19 protein-coding genes and 1 tRNA gene are annotated in these 16,787 nt (G+C 23.5%); 7 read left to right on the forward strand and 13 right to left on the reverse strand.

Going from position 1 to position 16,787, the window contains the following annotated elements:
• Nucleotides 1-9 precede the first annotated feature (9 nt).
• From U744_RS0100205 to gltX, 7 genes are all read right to left on the reverse strand, one after another.
• Nucleotides 10-855 carry a pseudouridine synthase gene (locus U744_RS0100205; RefSeq protein ID WP_025755112.1) on the reverse strand — a complete coding sequence of 282 codons (846 nt, stop codon included), beginning with the start codon at nucleotides 853-855 and terminating at the stop codon, nucleotides 10-12.
• Nucleotides 856-887: 32 nt separating this feature from the next.
• Nucleotides 888-1,460 carry an SMC-Scp complex subunit ScpB gene (gene scpB, locus U744_RS0100210; protein WP_025755113.1) on the reverse strand — a complete coding sequence of 191 codons (573 nt, stop codon included), beginning with the start codon at nucleotides 1,458-1,460 and terminating at the stop codon, nucleotides 888-890.
• On the reverse strand, nucleotides 1,450-2,196 hold the full coding sequence (locus tag U744_RS0100215; protein WP_025755114.1) for a segregation/condensation protein A: 747 nt from the start codon (nucleotides 2,194-2,196) through the stop codon (nucleotides 1,450-1,452). The genes scpB and U744_RS0100215 overlap by 11 nt, the downstream gene beginning before the upstream one ends.
• The gene (locus tag U744_RS0100220) at nucleotides 2,186-2,956 is read right to left on the reverse strand and encodes a lysophospholipid acyltransferase family protein (protein WP_036431582.1); all 771 of its coding nucleotides are present in this window, start codon (nucleotides 2,954-2,956) and stop codon (nucleotides 2,186-2,188) included. The genes U744_RS0100215 and U744_RS0100220 overlap by 11 nt, the downstream gene beginning before the upstream one ends.
• 13 nt (nucleotides 2,957-2,969) lie before the next feature.
• Nucleotides 2,970-3,278: a 4'-phosphopantetheinyl transferase superfamily protein gene (locus U744_RS0100225; protein WP_025755116.1), complete on the reverse strand. Its 309-nt coding sequence runs from the start codon at nucleotides 3,276-3,278 to the stop codon at nucleotides 2,970-2,972.
• 68 nt (nucleotides 3,279-3,346) lie between these two features.
• Entirely contained in the window at nucleotides 3,347-3,766 is a 420-nt protein-coding gene (locus U744_RS0100230; RefSeq protein ID WP_025755117.1) for a DUF1934 family protein, read from the reverse strand.
• Nucleotides 3,756-5,159: a glutamate--tRNA ligase gene (gene gltX / locus U744_RS0100235; protein ID WP_025755118.1), complete on the reverse strand. Its 1,404-nt coding sequence runs from the start codon at nucleotides 5,157-5,159 to the stop codon at nucleotides 3,756-3,758. The genes U744_RS0100230 and gltX overlap by 11 nt, the downstream gene beginning before the upstream one ends.
• Nucleotides 5,160-5,248: 89 nt before the next feature.
• Here gltX and U744_RS0100240 point away from each other — a divergent pair.
• From U744_RS0100240 to U744_RS0100265, 6 genes are all read left to right on the forward strand, one after another.
• A tRNA-Lys gene (locus U744_RS0100240) sits at nucleotides 5,249-5,324 on the forward strand.
• Nucleotides 5,325-5,384: 60 nt separating this feature from the next.
• Nucleotides 5,385-6,692, forward strand: a complete 1,308-nt coding sequence (locus tag U744_RS0100245; protein ID WP_025755119.1) for a DUF2179 domain-containing protein — start codon at nucleotides 5,385-5,387, stop codon at nucleotides 6,690-6,692.
• Nucleotides 6,693-6,725: 33 nt separating this feature from the next.
• Entirely contained in the window at nucleotides 6,726-7,490 is a 765-nt protein-coding gene (locus U744_RS0100250) for a trypsin-like serine protease (protein ID WP_025755120.1), read from the forward strand.
• 283 nt (nucleotides 7,491-7,773) lie between these two features.
• Nucleotides 7,774-8,595 carry a hypothetical protein gene (locus U744_RS04470; RefSeq protein ID WP_025755121.1) on the forward strand — a complete coding sequence of 274 codons (822 nt, stop codon included), beginning with the start codon at nucleotides 7,774-7,776 and terminating at the stop codon, nucleotides 8,593-8,595.
• Nucleotides 8,596-8,625: 30 nt separating this feature from the next.
• Nucleotides 8,626-9,429 (forward strand): hypothetical protein, encoded by an 804-nt coding sequence (locus U744_RS0100260; RefSeq protein WP_025755122.1) that lies wholly within the window; start codon nucleotides 8,626-8,628, stop codon nucleotides 9,427-9,429.
• Complete coding sequence (locus tag U744_RS0100265) at nucleotides 9,422-9,865, forward strand: hypothetical protein (RefSeq protein ID WP_025755123.1); 444 nt, start codon at nucleotides 9,422-9,424, stop codon at nucleotides 9,863-9,865. The genes U744_RS0100260 and U744_RS0100265 overlap by 8 nt, the downstream gene beginning before the upstream one ends.
• A gap of 93 nt (nucleotides 9,866-9,958) precedes the next feature.
• Here the strand turns inward: U744_RS0100265 and pyk are convergent, their stop codons facing one another.
• From pyk to U744_RS0100295, 6 genes are all read right to left on the reverse strand, one after another.
• The gene (pyk, locus tag U744_RS0100270) at nucleotides 9,959-11,389 is read right to left on the reverse strand and encodes a pyruvate kinase (RefSeq protein ID WP_025755124.1); all 1,431 of its coding nucleotides are present in this window, start codon (nucleotides 11,387-11,389) and stop codon (nucleotides 9,959-9,961) included.
• 121 nt (nucleotides 11,390-11,510) lie between these two features.
• Complete coding sequence (locus U744_RS0100275; protein ID WP_025755125.1) at nucleotides 11,511-12,683, reverse strand: MAG1430 family protein; 1,173 nt, start codon at nucleotides 12,681-12,683, stop codon at nucleotides 11,511-11,513.
• Nucleotides 12,676-13,263 carry a ribosome biogenesis GTP-binding protein YihA/YsxC gene (gene yihA / locus U744_RS0100280; protein WP_025755126.1) on the reverse strand — a complete coding sequence of 196 codons (588 nt, stop codon included), beginning with the start codon at nucleotides 13,261-13,263 and terminating at the stop codon, nucleotides 12,676-12,678. The genes U744_RS0100275 and yihA overlap by 8 nt, the downstream gene beginning before the upstream one ends.
• Before the next feature lies 1 nt (nucleotide 13,264).
• Nucleotides 13,265-13,693: a pantetheine-phosphate adenylyltransferase gene (coaD, locus tag U744_RS0100285; protein WP_025755127.1), complete on the reverse strand. Its 429-nt coding sequence runs from the start codon at nucleotides 13,691-13,693 to the stop codon at nucleotides 13,265-13,267.
• Nucleotides 13,683-14,870: an acetate/propionate family kinase gene (locus tag U744_RS0100290; RefSeq protein ID WP_025755128.1), complete on the reverse strand. Its 1,188-nt coding sequence runs from the start codon at nucleotides 14,868-14,870 to the stop codon at nucleotides 13,683-13,685. The genes coaD and U744_RS0100290 overlap by 11 nt, the downstream gene beginning before the upstream one ends.
• Nucleotides 14,871-14,914: 44 nt before the next feature.
• Entirely contained in the window at nucleotides 14,915-15,871 is a 957-nt protein-coding gene (locus tag U744_RS0100295) for a phosphate acetyltransferase (RefSeq protein WP_025755129.1), read from the reverse strand.
• A 211-nt stretch (nucleotides 15,872-16,082) separates the two neighbouring features.
• Between U744_RS0100295 and U744_RS0100300 the strand changes: the two genes are divergently transcribed.
• On the forward strand, nucleotides 16,083-16,766 hold the full coding sequence (locus U744_RS0100300; protein ID WP_025755130.1) for a winged helix-turn-helix domain-containing protein: 684 nt from the start codon (nucleotides 16,083-16,085) through the stop codon (nucleotides 16,764-16,766).
• Nucleotides 16,767-16,787: the final 21 nt, after the last annotated feature.

A 16,787-nucleotide genomic window follows, 5' to 3' on the forward strand; every position in this document is an offset into this window, starting at 1 on the left:
ATTTTCCTTTTATCATTTAATTGGACATCAAAATTCCATGTTATTTAAATAATTTAATTCATTTGGTAGATTATTAAGTTTTAAATAATATGAATGGAGCATTAATCTTGGCGCTATTTTACCTCCATATTTTTTATCACCATAAATTGGTTTATTTAAATATTTTAAGGTTAAACGAATTTGATGTTTACGTCCATTTAAAATTTGTGCAATTTTCTTTTTATTTTCCATATAAAACAAAGTTGTCCCTATTTTAGAATTTGCAACTGGCTTTGAACTCACTTTATTTTTTTTTAATTTGCTATCTTGATAAAAATACAAATTAATTTTGTTATTATTTGGAATAAAATCACTTAAAAATTGATACTTTTTAATGAAATATTTTTGTGCTTGATTTAAGCTTTTAATAGTTAAATAATTTTTTCCATAAATCATTATCCCACTGGTATCTTTATCCAGACGACCAACATGACTTGGAATAAAACTGTCAATTTTTTGATAGTTTAAGTATCCTAAAACTAAATTATCTAAACAATTTTCATAGCCATGCACTGCAATGCCTGTTTTTTTATTAACAACCAAAATATTTTCATCTTCATAAATTATTGAAAGTTCATTTTTATATTCAAATTTTTTATTTTCTTTCAAACTAATATTGACAATTCCATAAATGATAATATGGTCATTTTCAATTACTTTATAATTTTTTGTTGCTATGCGGCGCCCATTAACTTTAATGTCTTTTTTACGAAATAATTGCTCAATTTTGCTTAAGGGAACTTCACTTAAATATTTTTGAATCACTTTGTACAAAGTTCTTGTAGCATCATTTTTAGTTGCATAAATTTCAAACATTTAACTCCTTGTTAAAAAAATACAACCAAAGATTAATCTTCTCTTTGGCTTGTAAATAAATCAAAATCAGTTTGTTCGTTTTCAACCCCTTCAATATAATTAAAATCATTAATTTTAGGTAAATCACGCATAGTTCTTATTTTAAAATGGTCATAAAACTTATTTGTAACCCCATATAATACTGGATTTCCTGGAGTTGGCGAAATTCCAACTTCTTCAACAATACCTTTTACTAGTAAAGTATTTACCACTTGTTCTGATGATGAATTTCTAATTTTATTAATTTGACTTTTAGTGATTGGTTGCTTATAAGCAATGATTCCAGCTACCTCAATTGCTGCATTTGAAAGTCTTTGTTTTTTTACAACTGAAACCATTTTAGTGATGTAATCTTTTATTGTTTCTCGAGTAGCTAATTTATAAACTGTATCAAATACCATCACCTTTAAACCTCGATCTTCAGAATTAAAATCACGATGAAAATCATCCATAACTTTTTTTGCTTCTGAAATAGTATTTAGTGAAAAAATTTCTTTAACTTGCTCAAGTGATAATCCATCATCACCTTGAATGTATAATAAGGCTTCTAAAATTTTATTTTTCATTAAATTCACTTCCTTTTTTTATAAAAATATCACCAAATTGTTTTTTTTGAATAATAATTAATTGCTGTTGACGAGCTAAATCAAGCAAAGCAAGCAATGTAATTACAAAATGACTAATTGTAGGTTGATTAAAAACTTGTTCAAAAGTAATAATTTCATTTTCTTTTAATAATTTTTTAATAAATGGGAATTGATCAGTTGGAGTTAATTTAATGGTATCTAATTTAGTAGTTCTTAACTTTTGCGCATAAACTCTTTCAAACATTTTTCTTAAGGTAGTAATTAATTTGACTGGATTTGAATAGCCATCTAGTCTAGAATCATCTGAATCAACTAAAAAATTATCAATATTACTTGGTTTTTTAATAAAAATATCTTCGCGTTCTTTTTGATAATTTTTGAGTGTTTCTTTAATTTCTTTAAATTGTTGATACTCCACTAGTTGTTTAATTAAATTTTCTTTTTCTTGTTCAACTTCTTCAATATAATTAGGTTCTTGCAATACCATTTTAGCTTTTAATTGAATCAAAGTTGCTGCCATTAATAAATATTCACCTGCAATATCAATTTCATGTTCTTTTAAATGTCAAATAATTTTTAAATACTGAGTTGCAAGTTCTACTACATCAACTTCAAAAATACTAATTTTTTTATCTTTAACAAGTGTAAGAAGTAAATCTAAAGGTCCATCAAATTTATTAAGCTTAAAACTATAATCACTTGCATTAATTAACATTATATTTATCTATTTCCTCTTGAATTAAGTTTTTTATGCGATTTGCAATTGCTTTGCTATCTTGGCTTAAAAAATTAATTGGCTTGATTGGTTTTAAAAATGATATTGTAATTTTTAATCTTTTAGGTCTTTTCTTTTCAAAGGCTCTTGATGAATTTATAATTGCAACTGGTACAATTGGTAAATACAAATTAGCAGCAACTTTGAATGGACCACTTTTAAATTCGCCTAATTTTTCTTCTTTAATTCTAGTACCTTCAGGAAAAATAACTCCAATATTTCCATTTTGTTTAATAAATTCTCCAAATTCTTTAAGTTTTAATAAACTATCACGAAAATTTGAACGATCAAGAGTGATAGTGTCTTTTAAAAACATAATTCTTTTTAAAAGAAATTTTTTATTTAACTCTTCTTTTGCTAAAAAATTAACAATTCTATTTTTTGTTCCCTGTTCAAAAGATTGTTTTTCAAGGGCTGCAATTAAAGCAACTGCATCTATATTTGATTTATGATTTGGTGTTAAAACTAGTGGTCCATTTTTAGGAATGTTATCAAAACCTATAATCTCTAAATCAATATTGTAAATATTCAAAATTTTTTTGCTTAATTTAACAAAATAATCATTTCTAAATTGGGCCCCAAGTGATTCTGGATCTTTTTTATATTTACGATACATTGACATAATTTTTTTAACTCTAAAAAGTCAAGGAAATCAAAAAAATATTTTTTTAAAAATTGGACTAATAGTTATTTTTATCATTATTACCTCAGATTTAAATATTTTTAATTACAAATGCTACTAATAAATCATTTTCATGTGAAATTGATATATTAAAATTTTCAAATGTTCATTTATTATTTGATTTAACTAAATCAATTTTATGATAATTGCTATAACTGTTATCTGCTTTATAAATTGCCTCTTTAATAGCTCATGCTCTTGCTAAAAATAATGCTTGATCTTTACAAGTTAAATTTTGATATTCCAATAATTCTTTTTTTCCTAAAATCTTTTGAGCAAAAGTGATTTTTTTATTATGAAAACGACTAATTTGTGTTATATCAACTCCAATATTAAACATATTTTTATTATATTATAAAATGTTTAAAATATACTTATTTAAGAAAACAAAAAAACAAAAAATAGACTTTATTCTAATGTTAAAGTAATGTCAAATTTTCCAATAACATTTTTTTCTGAATTAACTTTTTGAAATAATTCATATGAAAAAAAGTATTGTTTACCTGTTTTAAATTGATGGTCCAAAATTTGAGTAAATACTTCAAATTCTTGATTTGTTCCTGTTTTAACAGAACCTGTCCCAACATGTTTTTCAAATAAATTTAAAGCGCTTTGATTTTTATCTAAAATTAAATATAAAGTTGTAGGTCCAGCAAAAATATTTATTCTTTTAGATGATATTTCAATTCGATTTGAAATGTTATATGTTGGTTCGGTAAATGTAATAATATCAAATCCATTTTCAAAAATAAATTCACCATTTGAAGTAAATTCAATGTTATTTTCCTTGCCATTTTGTAATGTGTGTGATTGAAATTTAATTTTCATATTGTTTTAACCTTTCATGTATTACATCTGATCCATATAAATATATTGCTTTAGCAAGTTCGGGTCCATGTTCAGAATTTGTGCTGGCTAGTCTTATTGGCATAAATAATTTTTTTCCTTTAACACCAATATTTTGTGATGTTGCATTTATTGCCTGTTGAATTGTTTCGATATTAAATTTTTGATTTTTTAAATTTTTAATAAATTCATTAATTATTAAAATTTGTTCTTGGTTAAAAATAATTTTTTCAATTTTTGGAAATAAATAATTATTTAATTGATTCTTTAAATCTTTTAATGTTGAACAGCTTTCTTTAAAAGTATTAATAAAAATCTCAATTCAATTTGAATTTTTATTAATTTTTAAATCAAGCATTTTTTCAATTTCTGAGAAGTTTTTTAACTTAAAATATTGTTTTGAAAATCAGTTCATTTTATCAATATCAAATTTTGAAGGAGATTTTGATAATCTTTGATAATCAAATTTTTTAATTAACTCTTGATGAAACATTATTTCTTTTGCATCTTCACTAGTTCAACCAAGAAGTGCTAAAAAATTGAAAATACCTTCAGGCATATAGCCTTCATTTTTATAATCTTCAATAAATTGCTTTAAAGTTAAATCTCTCTTGGAAAGTTTTTTTCCTTCCATATTAGTGATAATAGTTAAATGACCAAATTTAGGAGGTTCTCAACCTAAATAATTATAAATAACTAATTGTTTTGGAGTATTACCAATATGTTCCTCTCCACGTAAGACATGTGAAATTTTCATATCATAATCATCAACAACAACAGCAAAATTATATGTAGGAAACCCATCTGATTTTAAAATAACTCAGTCAGCTATTTCAGAAGAATTAAAATGAATTTCTCCTCTAACAATATCATTTCAAGATAAATTAACATTTTTAGGCATTTTTAAACGAATTGAATATTGTTTTAATTGTTCTCTTTTTAATTGTTCATCAGGAGAAATTTTTAATCAATTTTGATTGTATTTAAATGATGAAATTCCTTTTTCATCTGATTCTTTTTTTTGAAGTTCTAATTCTTCACTTGTATCATATGCTTTATATGCAAAACCCTTTTCAAGCAATCAATTAACAACTTCATAATAGCGAGATAATTTTTCAGATTGACGATATTTTCCGTACTTTAAATTAGGTTTTAAAGGGCTTTCATCAGGAATTATTCCAAGTCATTCTAAATTTTCAAGTTGTGATTTTTCGCCATTTTCAACATTTCTTTTTACATCAGTATCTTCTAAACGAAATATAAATTCTCCATTAAAATGTTTAGCAAAAAGATAATTAAACAATGCTGTTCTTGCTCCTCCAATATGTAAATATCCTGTTGGACTTGGTGCATATCTTGTTCTAATTTTATTCATTTTTATTGTTATCCTTATAAAAAATTATTTAAATTATAATACAGTTAATATTTTTTATAAAAGTATTATAATATAAATACAAAAATAATGCATCGTTAGCTCAGTTGGCAGAGCAACTGGCTCTTAACCAGTGGGTCACAGGTTCGAACCCTGTACGATGTACCATATGCAAAGCGCCAACCCTTAGGGGTTTTTATTTATTTTATTTTAAAAAAGGAGGATATATTGTTATTTTTAGATCATGATAGTAAAAATGAAAAATGCAATGAATCTTGTAAGATTATAAAAAAACAAAATACAATTTACAAAAAAACAAGAATGTCTAATTTTGGATTAAAATTAAATTATTTTTATTCTCAATTACCAACATGAAAGTTAATTTCAATTACATTTATAACAGCAGTTGTTTTTGGAATTATTAGTGTTTTTTTTGTTAAAAATGTTGGAATTTATAATTTTGGATTAGCGGCTTTTGGTCAAGCATTTGCACGTTTAATTGTTGTAAATACTGTTGGGGTTATTTCAAATGAATTAAATAACGCCATTGATCAAGCTGTGTTTTGAATTGCTTATATTATTTTAAGCATTCCGATTTTTATTTTTGGATACAAAAAAATTGGAAAATTATTCGGTCACTTAACAGTGGTTTTTTTATTTGTATCTTCTAGCATTTCTTTTCTTATTGGTTTTATTCCTGGTGCTAACAATATATATATTATTGGAAATTTTGGAAATCAAGAAATTAAAAATTTACTAATTAGCATGCAAAATAATACAACTAGTTTAGAAATTAAACAACAAATTATTTCTTTATCTAATTTAACACAATTAATTCCTCTTTCTTGAAATGATGGAGGAAATACATTAGCTTTAATTTTAATAGCTATTGTTTATGGGGTAATTTTAGCTTGAATTTTTGCCTTAATTCAAATTATTGGTGGAACTGCTGGAGTAACTGGGATTATTGGAGAATGATATTCAAATACAAAACACAAATCATTTGGAACTATTTCTGGAAATTTAAATATTATTATTATTTTTATTTCAGTTGCTATTGGTTCATGACTGCCAGGTTCTATTTTAATTCAAAAAATTGTGAATTTAGCCAATCAAATAGGATTTGATAATAACAATGAAACATTAGAAATATTACAAAGACAAAAATGAAGTTTTGAATTTTATTTATCTCCTAATTTTGTAGCAACAATTTTAACAAATGTTGCTTATATATTGGTTCTAAATAAAATTTATCCTAAATTTAAATTAGTAAAAATTGAAGTTTATTCAAAAAAATACACCGAACTTGAACACGCTATTATTGAAGATCGAAAAATGGTAATTACTTTAACTTCATTTATGGCGAAAACTGGAAAAGAAGAAAAAGATATTAATATTTTAAAATCTATTACTTTATTCAGACAAGTTCCACGAATTTTAAAGAAAATTCATAAAATTGATCCAGAAGCACTAACTGTTGTTTCTGATGTTCAAAGTATTGATGGCTACATTTATCTTCCAAATGAAAAATTTTAAATTTCCATTCTACTAAAAAGGATTGTTGTGTTTATGAAAAAAATCATTTTTTTTATTTTTTATTTTTTCTCAGTAACAATACTAACTTCTTGTTCAATAAATCAGGAAATTAAAAATAATTCTGAAAAATACAATAATAATGCAAGAGAAAATTGAGAAAAAAATGTTGCTGCATTTACATTAAAACTAGACAATCATTTAATTTCTAGTTTTAATGGAACAATTATAAAAGAAAATGGTACTGATTTTTTAGTTTTAACTAGTGCTCATGTTCTAAAACCTAATTTAAACAAAAAAATTGAAATATTTATAAATTTTTTAAATAATACAACCAGCAACAATAATAAAAAAAATTTAAAGGGACATAAAATTATTATTGAAGAAATTTATAGAGACAATAAAAATGATTTATTGCTTTTTAAATTTAAAAAAATAAATCATAACATTTATAAAAATTTTGAAATTAACTATTTTACCAATGAATATGATATTTACTTTTTTGCTGGATATAGATTAATTCTAACTGACAATAATTTTTCTTTTAAACAAGATAATTTATCTAAATTAGTTTCAGTAAGTAATACAGTTCAAAATATTTTTTATGACACTCAACATATTTTTATACTTGAGAATAACAATTTTTCTGATGGTAATTCTGGATCTCCACTGTTTAATGGAGATAAGATTATAGGAATTTATAGAGGCAAAAAAATATTCCAAAACAAATTAAGAAGTTTTTTTGTTTATTTTACAAATAATATTTTTAATAAATTAAATGAATTTATTAAAAATTTTTAAAATAAATTTATATTATTTAATAAAAAATATAACAATATTAAACTGCTCAGTTGATCTTATATATATATATATATATTGTGTATTAATAAACTCAATAACTAAAAAATAAATTAGTTAATTTAAATTACATTAGATAAATGTTTAAATCATAGAGCAATATAATTATTTGATTTTTTGATCTAGATCCAAAAACTATATTTTTTAATTTAAAAATTATCAAATAATATTTTAAAAATTTTAACTGAAAATTTATGAAAAATTTTTTTAAAAAAATAACTTTATAATGTTTCTCAGCAAAAATCAATATAATATTAATGAATGTAAAAAGAAAGAAGGTTTTTGAGATGAAAAAAAATATAAATTTGTTTTCTTTGCTGGGTGAGTTCCATTAAGTGCTGCTGTGCTTAGTCAAGTTTCTTTTGTTACGAATATTTCTAACCAAGCTGTTAAGTCTATTAATTCTAAGAACATTGAATTAAGTCAAACTGAAATATTAAAAGAAAAAATTTTAGAACAAACTTCTTTATCATTTCAAGGAAAAGAAGATACTAAGGAATTAAAAAAATTATTAAAAGAGTATTATATTAATTTTAATAATTCATCAATGTCAAATCAAAAAATTGATTATGATAAACTTGCAAAAAGCTTAATTGATAGCGCTAAATCTAATTTTAATAATAAAAAAGAATTAGAGCAAGCATGATATCATTGATTTCAAATGGCTTTTTGATGAGGAGTATATTGAGCAACCGAAATTGTCTCTATAATATTGCATGAAATTAATTCAATTATTAATTTTGCCAATGACATAATTGTATCATATGATGAATATGTTTCTTATCAAAAAAACACACAATATGATACTTATATTAGAGCTTTAAAAGTTTTTGAATTATATGTAAAAAATAATTATAATGTTAAATTAGTTGATATAAACTACCTTATTGCTGAAGAATTAGGATCATTACTAAAAGAAATTCTTTTAAGATCATCTATTGTTCTTGCTAAGGAGGTTTCTAATGCAATAATTAAATTATTGGATAGTGCTAAATTTTCTGCTCTTACTAAATATTATTACTATAAAGATTTATATAATAATTATTAGATCAATATATTATTAAAAAGGAGTATTAAAATGAAACAGAAAAACATTATAAAATTAGATATTGAATCACTAAAAAAATTAGTATTTGTAAAATATTCAAATTATTTTATAGCTCTTTTTTCAGGATTGTTTTATATTTTATTTGGTTTAACAGCTATTTTATTTATCATTAATAAAATTCCTGAGTTTCGTGATGTTCATTCTCTTAACATTGGATTTGCTCTTTACATATTTTTAATTATTTGAATTTCACTATTATTTAAAAATAATAAATATATTAAATTGGTTTTAAACAATATTTATAAAATAAATAACATAAGTATTAAAAATAATATTAATTGATTAATATATCTTTTAATGGGTCCATTTTCAGTTATTAAAATAAATAAAATTATAAAAATAATTGAAAAAGAAACAAATATTAAAATTAGCTTTTTAAACTTTCAAAACATTGTTTACTCTCAAAATTTAAAACTAAAAAATGATACTTTTGGTAAATTTGTTTTTGATTGAATAATAGTATTTATTTTTTCAGTACTTCCAATTATTATTGTTGTAACATTATCTCAATTATTAGTATTTGAAAATTTTGAGTCATTTAAAACTGCTGGAATTAAAGAAAAAATTCTTCTTCCACTTTTTTGAATTTTATTATTTTTACCTATGGTTGTGTTGCCTTTTTTCATTAATTTTATTTCTAAATATTTTATTTTTATTGAAAATAAAATATTACAAAAAATATTTCTATATGGAATATTAATCCCATTTTTACCTTTAGTGATAATTCTTTTAGAAATAATAAAATCTTATAAAAGAGGTTTTAATCATGCGTAATTTACAAAATTTTTTCAAAGAAAAATATAATACAATTTTAGTTTCAAATATAACACTATTAATTTTAACAACAATTAAATTAATTATCATTTTTTCTGTTTTTGTTATATTTTCTGTATATACAAATGAAATAAAAAGAATAACTAGAGAAGATATTTTCAGTAATGCCTTATCAATTAAAGTTATATCATTACTTTTAACATGATTTATTTTGGTGATTTTTACATTTAAAATAAAAATATTTAACTTAATAATTGTAGGTAAAAATAATCAAAATATTGATGACTTAATTAAAAAAATTTATAACTTTCAAATTTTAAGTTTATTTTTCACATTTTATTCACAAATTGTAATAATTTATAGATTAATATCTTGAAAAAATAAATTCAATAAAAACCTTAATGATCTAAATCCAAGTTCTTATATAATCAACTAATCCATTAATTTGTTGATATAAATAAAATAAAAAAAATCTAATTAGTAAATTAAATTTTAATAATTCATTACTAATTAGATTTTTTATTATTAACTATTCAACAATATGTTCAGTGATTTTAGTGTTTTCCACAACGATAAATTTATCACCTTTTTGAGCGCTAAATGGCGCTAAAACTTCAACTGCATTATCATGAGAAATCTTTATTTTTTCAGCCATTTCTTTTGAATTAAGAGACACAAAAACTCCTGAATAAATTCCAAAGCCATTAATTAATTTTTCATCTTTAACAACACCAACCACTGTTGAATTTGGTCTGAATTTTGCTATTTGTTTAATCAATTGTCCTGTTCTAGAAAGCACTACAATAAATTTATATTCTCCTGATTTTGTACGATTTGCTGTAGAATAAGCAATTAAAGTACGAATGTCATTTGAATCTGAATTTTTTAAATTCAAATCAAGTTGCACATCATAGTATTGTTTTGAATAAAATTCTTTTTCTGCTTTTCTGCTAATTTCAGTCATTGTTTTAACAGCTTCCACTGGAAAAGAACCATTAGCACTTTCTCCTGAAAGCATTGTTGAGTCAGCTCCTAACTCAACTGCAAAATAAACATCAGTTACTTCCGCTCTTGTTGGATGTGGAGAATTCTCCATTGAATCAAGCATTTGAGTTGCCACAATTACTGGTTTACCTGCTTCACGACATTTTCTGATCATTCTCTTTTGATAATAAGGAACATCATAATAAGGTATTTCTAGTCCTAAATCCCCACGAGCTACCATAATTCCATCTGATGCTTCAATAATTTCATCAATATTTTTTATTCCTAAGTGAGACTCTATTTTTGAAATAATTTGAATGTGTGAACCACCATTAGAATTAAGTAATTCTCTTAATTCTTGAACATTTTTAGCCGAATTTACAAATGATGCTGCAATATAGTTAACCCCTGCTTTAATTCCAAAAAGAATGTCATTTTTATCTTTATCAGCTAAAAATGGTAAACTAAAATCAACTCCTGGTAAATTAATTCTTTTGTTTGTTTTTAATTTATGAGTGTTTTCTGCTTTAACTTTTACATATCCTTTTCCAATTTCTTCAACAACTGTTGATAATTTACCATCATCTAAAAGAACTTGATTTCCCATAACTAAATCTTGTGACATGTCATAACTTACTGAAATTTCAATGTCAGTTCCTTGCAATGTTTTAAATTTATCCTCAGTTGAATAAATAGTAATCATAGTTCCTGCTTTAATTGTTTGAGCACCATCTTTCATTGCTCCAACTCTAATTTCAGGACCTTTTGTATCAAGCATTAATGAAATCGGAATTTTTAAGTCTTTAGAAACTTTTTTTGCTATAACAAATTTATTTAATTGTTCTTCATGATCTCCATGTGAAAAATTAGCTCTAATACAAGTTACCCCATTTTCAACAAGTGCTCTTAGTGTATCATAATTATCACTAGATGGTCCAATTGTAGCAATAATTTTTGTTCTTTTTTTAATATTCATTGCACTCCTTTTTATTAATTATTTTAATTTTATCAATTTCCTAAAAAAATAATAAACTTTAACAATAAAAAACACAAACATAAGTTATTTTATTTGTTTGTGTTTTTTTATTTTAAAACTATTAACTAGTTTGCTTAAATGAAAATTTGTTAAGTTTAATTTTTCCTGAATATTCCACTAATCCACTAATATTGTTTGTAATTAAATATTTAAAAATATAATTTTGTTGATCTTCTTGAATGTCCTCAATCATTTTATAACTATATCCTTGTGGAATGTTTTCAAGACCAAGTAAATTAAATCTCTGCAAATTTTTGTTAAATGTTTTTTTAAAATCATCAAAGGTTAAATTATTTAAATTTTTTATATTTGATTGATTAAAAGAAATCTTACTACTATAATTTGTTTTAAAATCAAAATATTGTTTTAAAGATAAAAATTTAATAGGGGTTTTTACATAAAAATTTTCTTGATCTAAAATAGTTGTTGCATTAAGATTTTCCTTGCTTGCATTGTTAGCAACTGCACTTAACACTGGTGTGATTTCAAATTGATAGTCATCTTTAAAAATTAGTGTAGTTTTTAAAAAATTAAGTGTGCTAGTAGGTGAAGAATTAAAATTTAAAATTTTACTATTAATTTCACCTTTTTTAAGGCTATCTGCTTGAGTGTACTGATTTTTGAAATCATCAAATGATTCAAAATCTGCAAATGAACTAATATTAAATGACAAATCACTTAAAAACATATATTTTTTATAATTTTCTGGAGTTATTTTCTGGAATCCATCTAATTCATAAATTTGTTCAATATTTTCTTTTTTATCCACTGATCCACGAGTTATTAAATTAACTTTGATTAATAACTTCCCATTAACATCATCAGCATAAGATGAAAAACTTAAATCATAAGTATCATTAAAAAAATTTAAAAGTGTACCATCTGCTTTGGTTAAAGTAAAAAATTTTTCTTGATTAATTTTATTTTGATCAAATATTTTTTTAAAAATAAATTGATCACGAAGAAGAGCGCTAGTAAATTTAGAATTTAAAATAGAATTGTTGCTCGCATATTGAGAAGCAAATTTTTTTGCAGCAATTTCTTCACCTTTTTTAGTAAAACTTAAAAAAAATTGGTCAAAATGATTAGTTTTTTGTTTATTTTTATTTGCCTGAGCTAATCCAATACTTAATCCAACAATTGTAATTGTTTCAGTAATTGCAATAATTGGAATAATTATTTTCCGAATGTCATTTCACCTACTCTTAAATTTAAAATTAATATTTTTAATCATTTGAGCTCCTTAATAAAATATTATCAATAAATTTTCTTAATTCAATTAATCCTGTTTTACTTTCACTTGAAACAAAATGAGTATTTTTAAATTGAAATAATTCAGATCATTGTTTATTTTGTTTTAATAATTTAGTTTTATCTGATTGTTTTAATTTATCAATTTTAGTGTAAACAACTGAAAATTTTACTTTATTTTGCTTTAAAAATTCAATTATTTTAAAATCAATTTCAGTAAAACCTCTTCGTGAATCAATTAATAAAAATAAATTTAGTAAATTTTTACGATTAACAAGATATTCTTCAATCATTATAAGCATTTTTTGTTTTTGCTGGTGAGATAATTTAGCATACCCATAACCAGGTAAATCAACATAAACCATGTTAAATTCATTTTCAAAAAAATTAATGAATTGAGTTCTTCCTGGTGTTTTAGAAACTCTTGCTAGTTTTGAATTATTTGTTAAAACATTAATTAAACTGCTCTTGCCAACATTTGATCTACCTCAAAAAGCTACCTCAAAATTATTATGCATATATCAATTTGTTTTATTTGTTGAAGACTGAATAAATTTAAACATGTTATTTATTAAGTCTTTTTTTATGTCGCATCAAGGTTGATGAATAATTAATATGTTGATAATTAGGCATAATTAAAATAGTTTCTAAATTTTTATTTAAATGTTTATTTCCAGCTGCTAGTTCAATTTCATAATTGTAATCCAAAATATTGCGTGCACTTCTAATGATAAAATTTGCTTTTAGTTTTCTAGCAACTAAAGCAGTTAATTCATTTTCATTAATTAAAATTTCAATATTTTTAAACTGTTTAGTTTTTTCTTTGACTAATTGATAACGAATCTGAATATCATTTTGGTGCAATTTATCTGGATTTACTGAAACAATAACATAAATTTTATCAAATAAATTCAAAGCTTTTTTTAAAATTTCAATATGCCCTTTGTGAATTGGATCAAATGATCCTGGATAAATTGCTATTTTAGACTTCATATAATTTTAAAGCATCGCGAGCAATTAAAAGTTCTTCATTAGTTCTAATTACATAAACTGGAATATCACTATCTAAAGCTGAAATTAGCTGATAATCACCAATCTTACCTTCATTAATTTCTTTATTTAATTTAATATTTTTAAAAAAGAGTTTGCTTATTACTTTTTCTCTAATAATAAAAGCATTTTCTCCAATTCCGGCAGTAAATACAATTGCATCAATTTTTCCACCAACTTTATTAAAATACATTGATGTATAATCTGCAATTTTTTGTGAGTATAAATCAATGGCAAATTCTGCATCTTTATTTCCTTGTTTTGCTTTTTCAGTAATATCACGCATATCAGATGAAATTCCTGAAACTCCTAAAAGACCACTTTCTTTATTTAATACATTGGTAAACTCAGAAATAGTCATATTATTTTGTTTCATAACAAATTCATGAATTGAAGGATCAATATCACCTGAACGAGTTCCCATCATAATTCCTGCAAGTGGAGTAAGTCCCATTGAAGTGTCAAAAGATTTTGAATTTTTAACTGCACAAAGTGATGCCCCATTTCCTATGTGCAAATTAATAAATGTAACTTTATCTTGGTTTAATATTTCTTGTAATTTTTCAGTAATAAAACGATGACTAATTCCATGAGCTCCATAACGACGAATTTTGTATTTTTCAGTTAATTCTCTTGAAATCGGATAAGTATAATTAACTTTATCAATTGTAGTATGAAAAGCTGTGTCAAAATTGGCGCTTAATCTAGCATTAGGAAAAACTTTTTTAAATCCTTTCATTGCTTGTACAGCACCAGGATTGTGCAAAGGTGCATAAATTGAACATTTATCAATAATTTCAATTGCTTTATCATCAATTTTTGATGATGATTTAAAAAATTCTCCTCCTTGCACAACTCTAAAACCAATGTATTCTATCTCAGATTTATCTTTAATTAAATTAATTTCTTGCATTAGCTTATAAACTTCTTCAACAGCTTGTTCATGATTTAACATCACTACATTTTTTTCATATTTTTGTTCAGTTTTAATTGTAATGTTTCCTTGAGGAAGAGTAATTCTTTCTGCTAGTCCAGTTGCAACTACCTTTAAGGTATCTTTTTCAAACAAGCTCATTTTAATTGAACTACTTCCAGCATTAATAACTAAAATTTTATTCATTTTTTTCCTTTATTTTTAATTATTTTAATTTTAATCTAAAAAAATTATTCATTTTCACTTTGAAGTGCAGTGATTAAAACAGTGTTTACAACATCATTAACTGTTGAACCTCTTGAAAGATCATTAACTGCCTTTTTAGTTCCAACTACTATAGGACCAATTGCTCCAAAGTCTGCAAATCTTTGCATAATTTTATATCCAATATTTCCTGCATTTAAATCAGGAAAAATTAAAACATTTGCTGGTTCATTAAAACTTTCGCTTTTGTATTTTAACTTTCTAATGTCTAAATTAATTGCGGCATCTAGCTGAACTTCACCAATAGCTTTTGTTAATTTAGTTTTTTCATTAAATAAATCTGTTGCATTCTTTACAAGTTCACTTTCAGGTGTTTTAGCAGAAAAACTAGTTGAAAATGATAAAAATGCAACTTTTGGATCAATTCCCATTTGATTAGTAAAATTTTGAGCATTAAGTCCAATTTCAGCTAATTGCATTTCAGTTGGTTTAACATTAACTGAAATATCTGAAAAAATAATTGTTTGATCTTTTTTATGCATTATCATAGCTGAAGAAATTGTTTTAATTCCTTCTTTTGTTCCAATTGCTTTAAAAGCTGCTCGCAAAATATCTGCAGTTGGATATAACAATCCTCCAACAACTCCATCGGCCATTCCCATTACAACTAACATCATAGCATAAAATGGACGAGTAGCTAAAGCTTTGCTTGCTTGTTCTAAAGTTTCTTTGCCTTTTCGAATTTCTAAATATTTGTCAATAAATTGCTTAGTCTTTGCCTGATCTTTAAAAATATTGATAAATTCAAGTCCTTCAATTTTATCTTCATCTTTTTCAACAAGTAAAATTGGTTTAATATTGGTATATTTTTTCAATTCCTTTGCTGCTTGAATCATTCTTTGATCATCACCATCAATTAATATAATTGTTTTGGTATTTTTTAATTGAAGCACTTTATTTTGTAATAATGTTTCAAAATTCATTATATCTCCTATATAAATAAAAATAATAATTGTTTATATTTTATATTTTTATAAAAAATATAGTAAAAAAATAATAATATAGAGATATTTAAAATTTTTTTAAATAAAGATTTGCTAAAATAAATAAAAATACAGAGTAAAAACAAAAAACTTTTTAATATAAAATCTATCAAGGAGAAAAAATTAGCTTTAAAAAAACTAATTAAAAAACATGAAATACACCAAAAATGACACTACTATTACTCAAGAAATTGTTGAATATTTACTTGGTTTAATTAAGTCTAAAAAAATTCCTCCAAACAAAATTATGCCTTCTGAACATGCATTAATGAATCATTTTAATTGCTCTCGTGGAGTTGTTGTAAGTGCTTATAATAAATTAGCAGCATTAGGAGCAACTTACTCAATTAATAAAAGAGGACATTTTGTTGCTGAAAATTTTCATAATTTAATTAAGCCTTTATCTTTTTTGTTAAAATGTGATAAACAACAAGGAATAAAAATTAATAATTTAGCAACTGATCCAGATTGATTTGAAAAGAAAAATATAATTTTTATTTCAGGGTATACAACATATGAAAAAGAATATTTTAAAGAAAAAAGAAAAATTGCTCAATCAACTATTTATGTAACAAATAAACTTTTTCAAGTAATTGAAAAACTTGATTTATCAAAATCTATTGTTGATGAGTTAGTAAAAAATAAAATGCTAAACAACATTATATATTCTCTTGAATATGAAGATGTAAATTACTTCGGGGTAACAAAATTAGTTGTGATTACTTTTCATGGTTATGATGCTGATAGCATTTCAATTGCAGGAAAAATGTATATTAATCCTGATGACTTTAGATTTTTTCATCAAGAATTTGCCTCAATACATAAAATTGGATAATTTAACTAAATAAAACTTAAA

This window comes from Mycoplasmopsis cricetuli ATCC 35279 (assembly GCF_000526955.1).
Taxonomy (GTDB): Bacteria; Bacillota_I; Bacilli_A; order Mycoplasmatales; family Metamycoplasmataceae; genus Mycoplasmopsis; species Mycoplasmopsis cricetuli.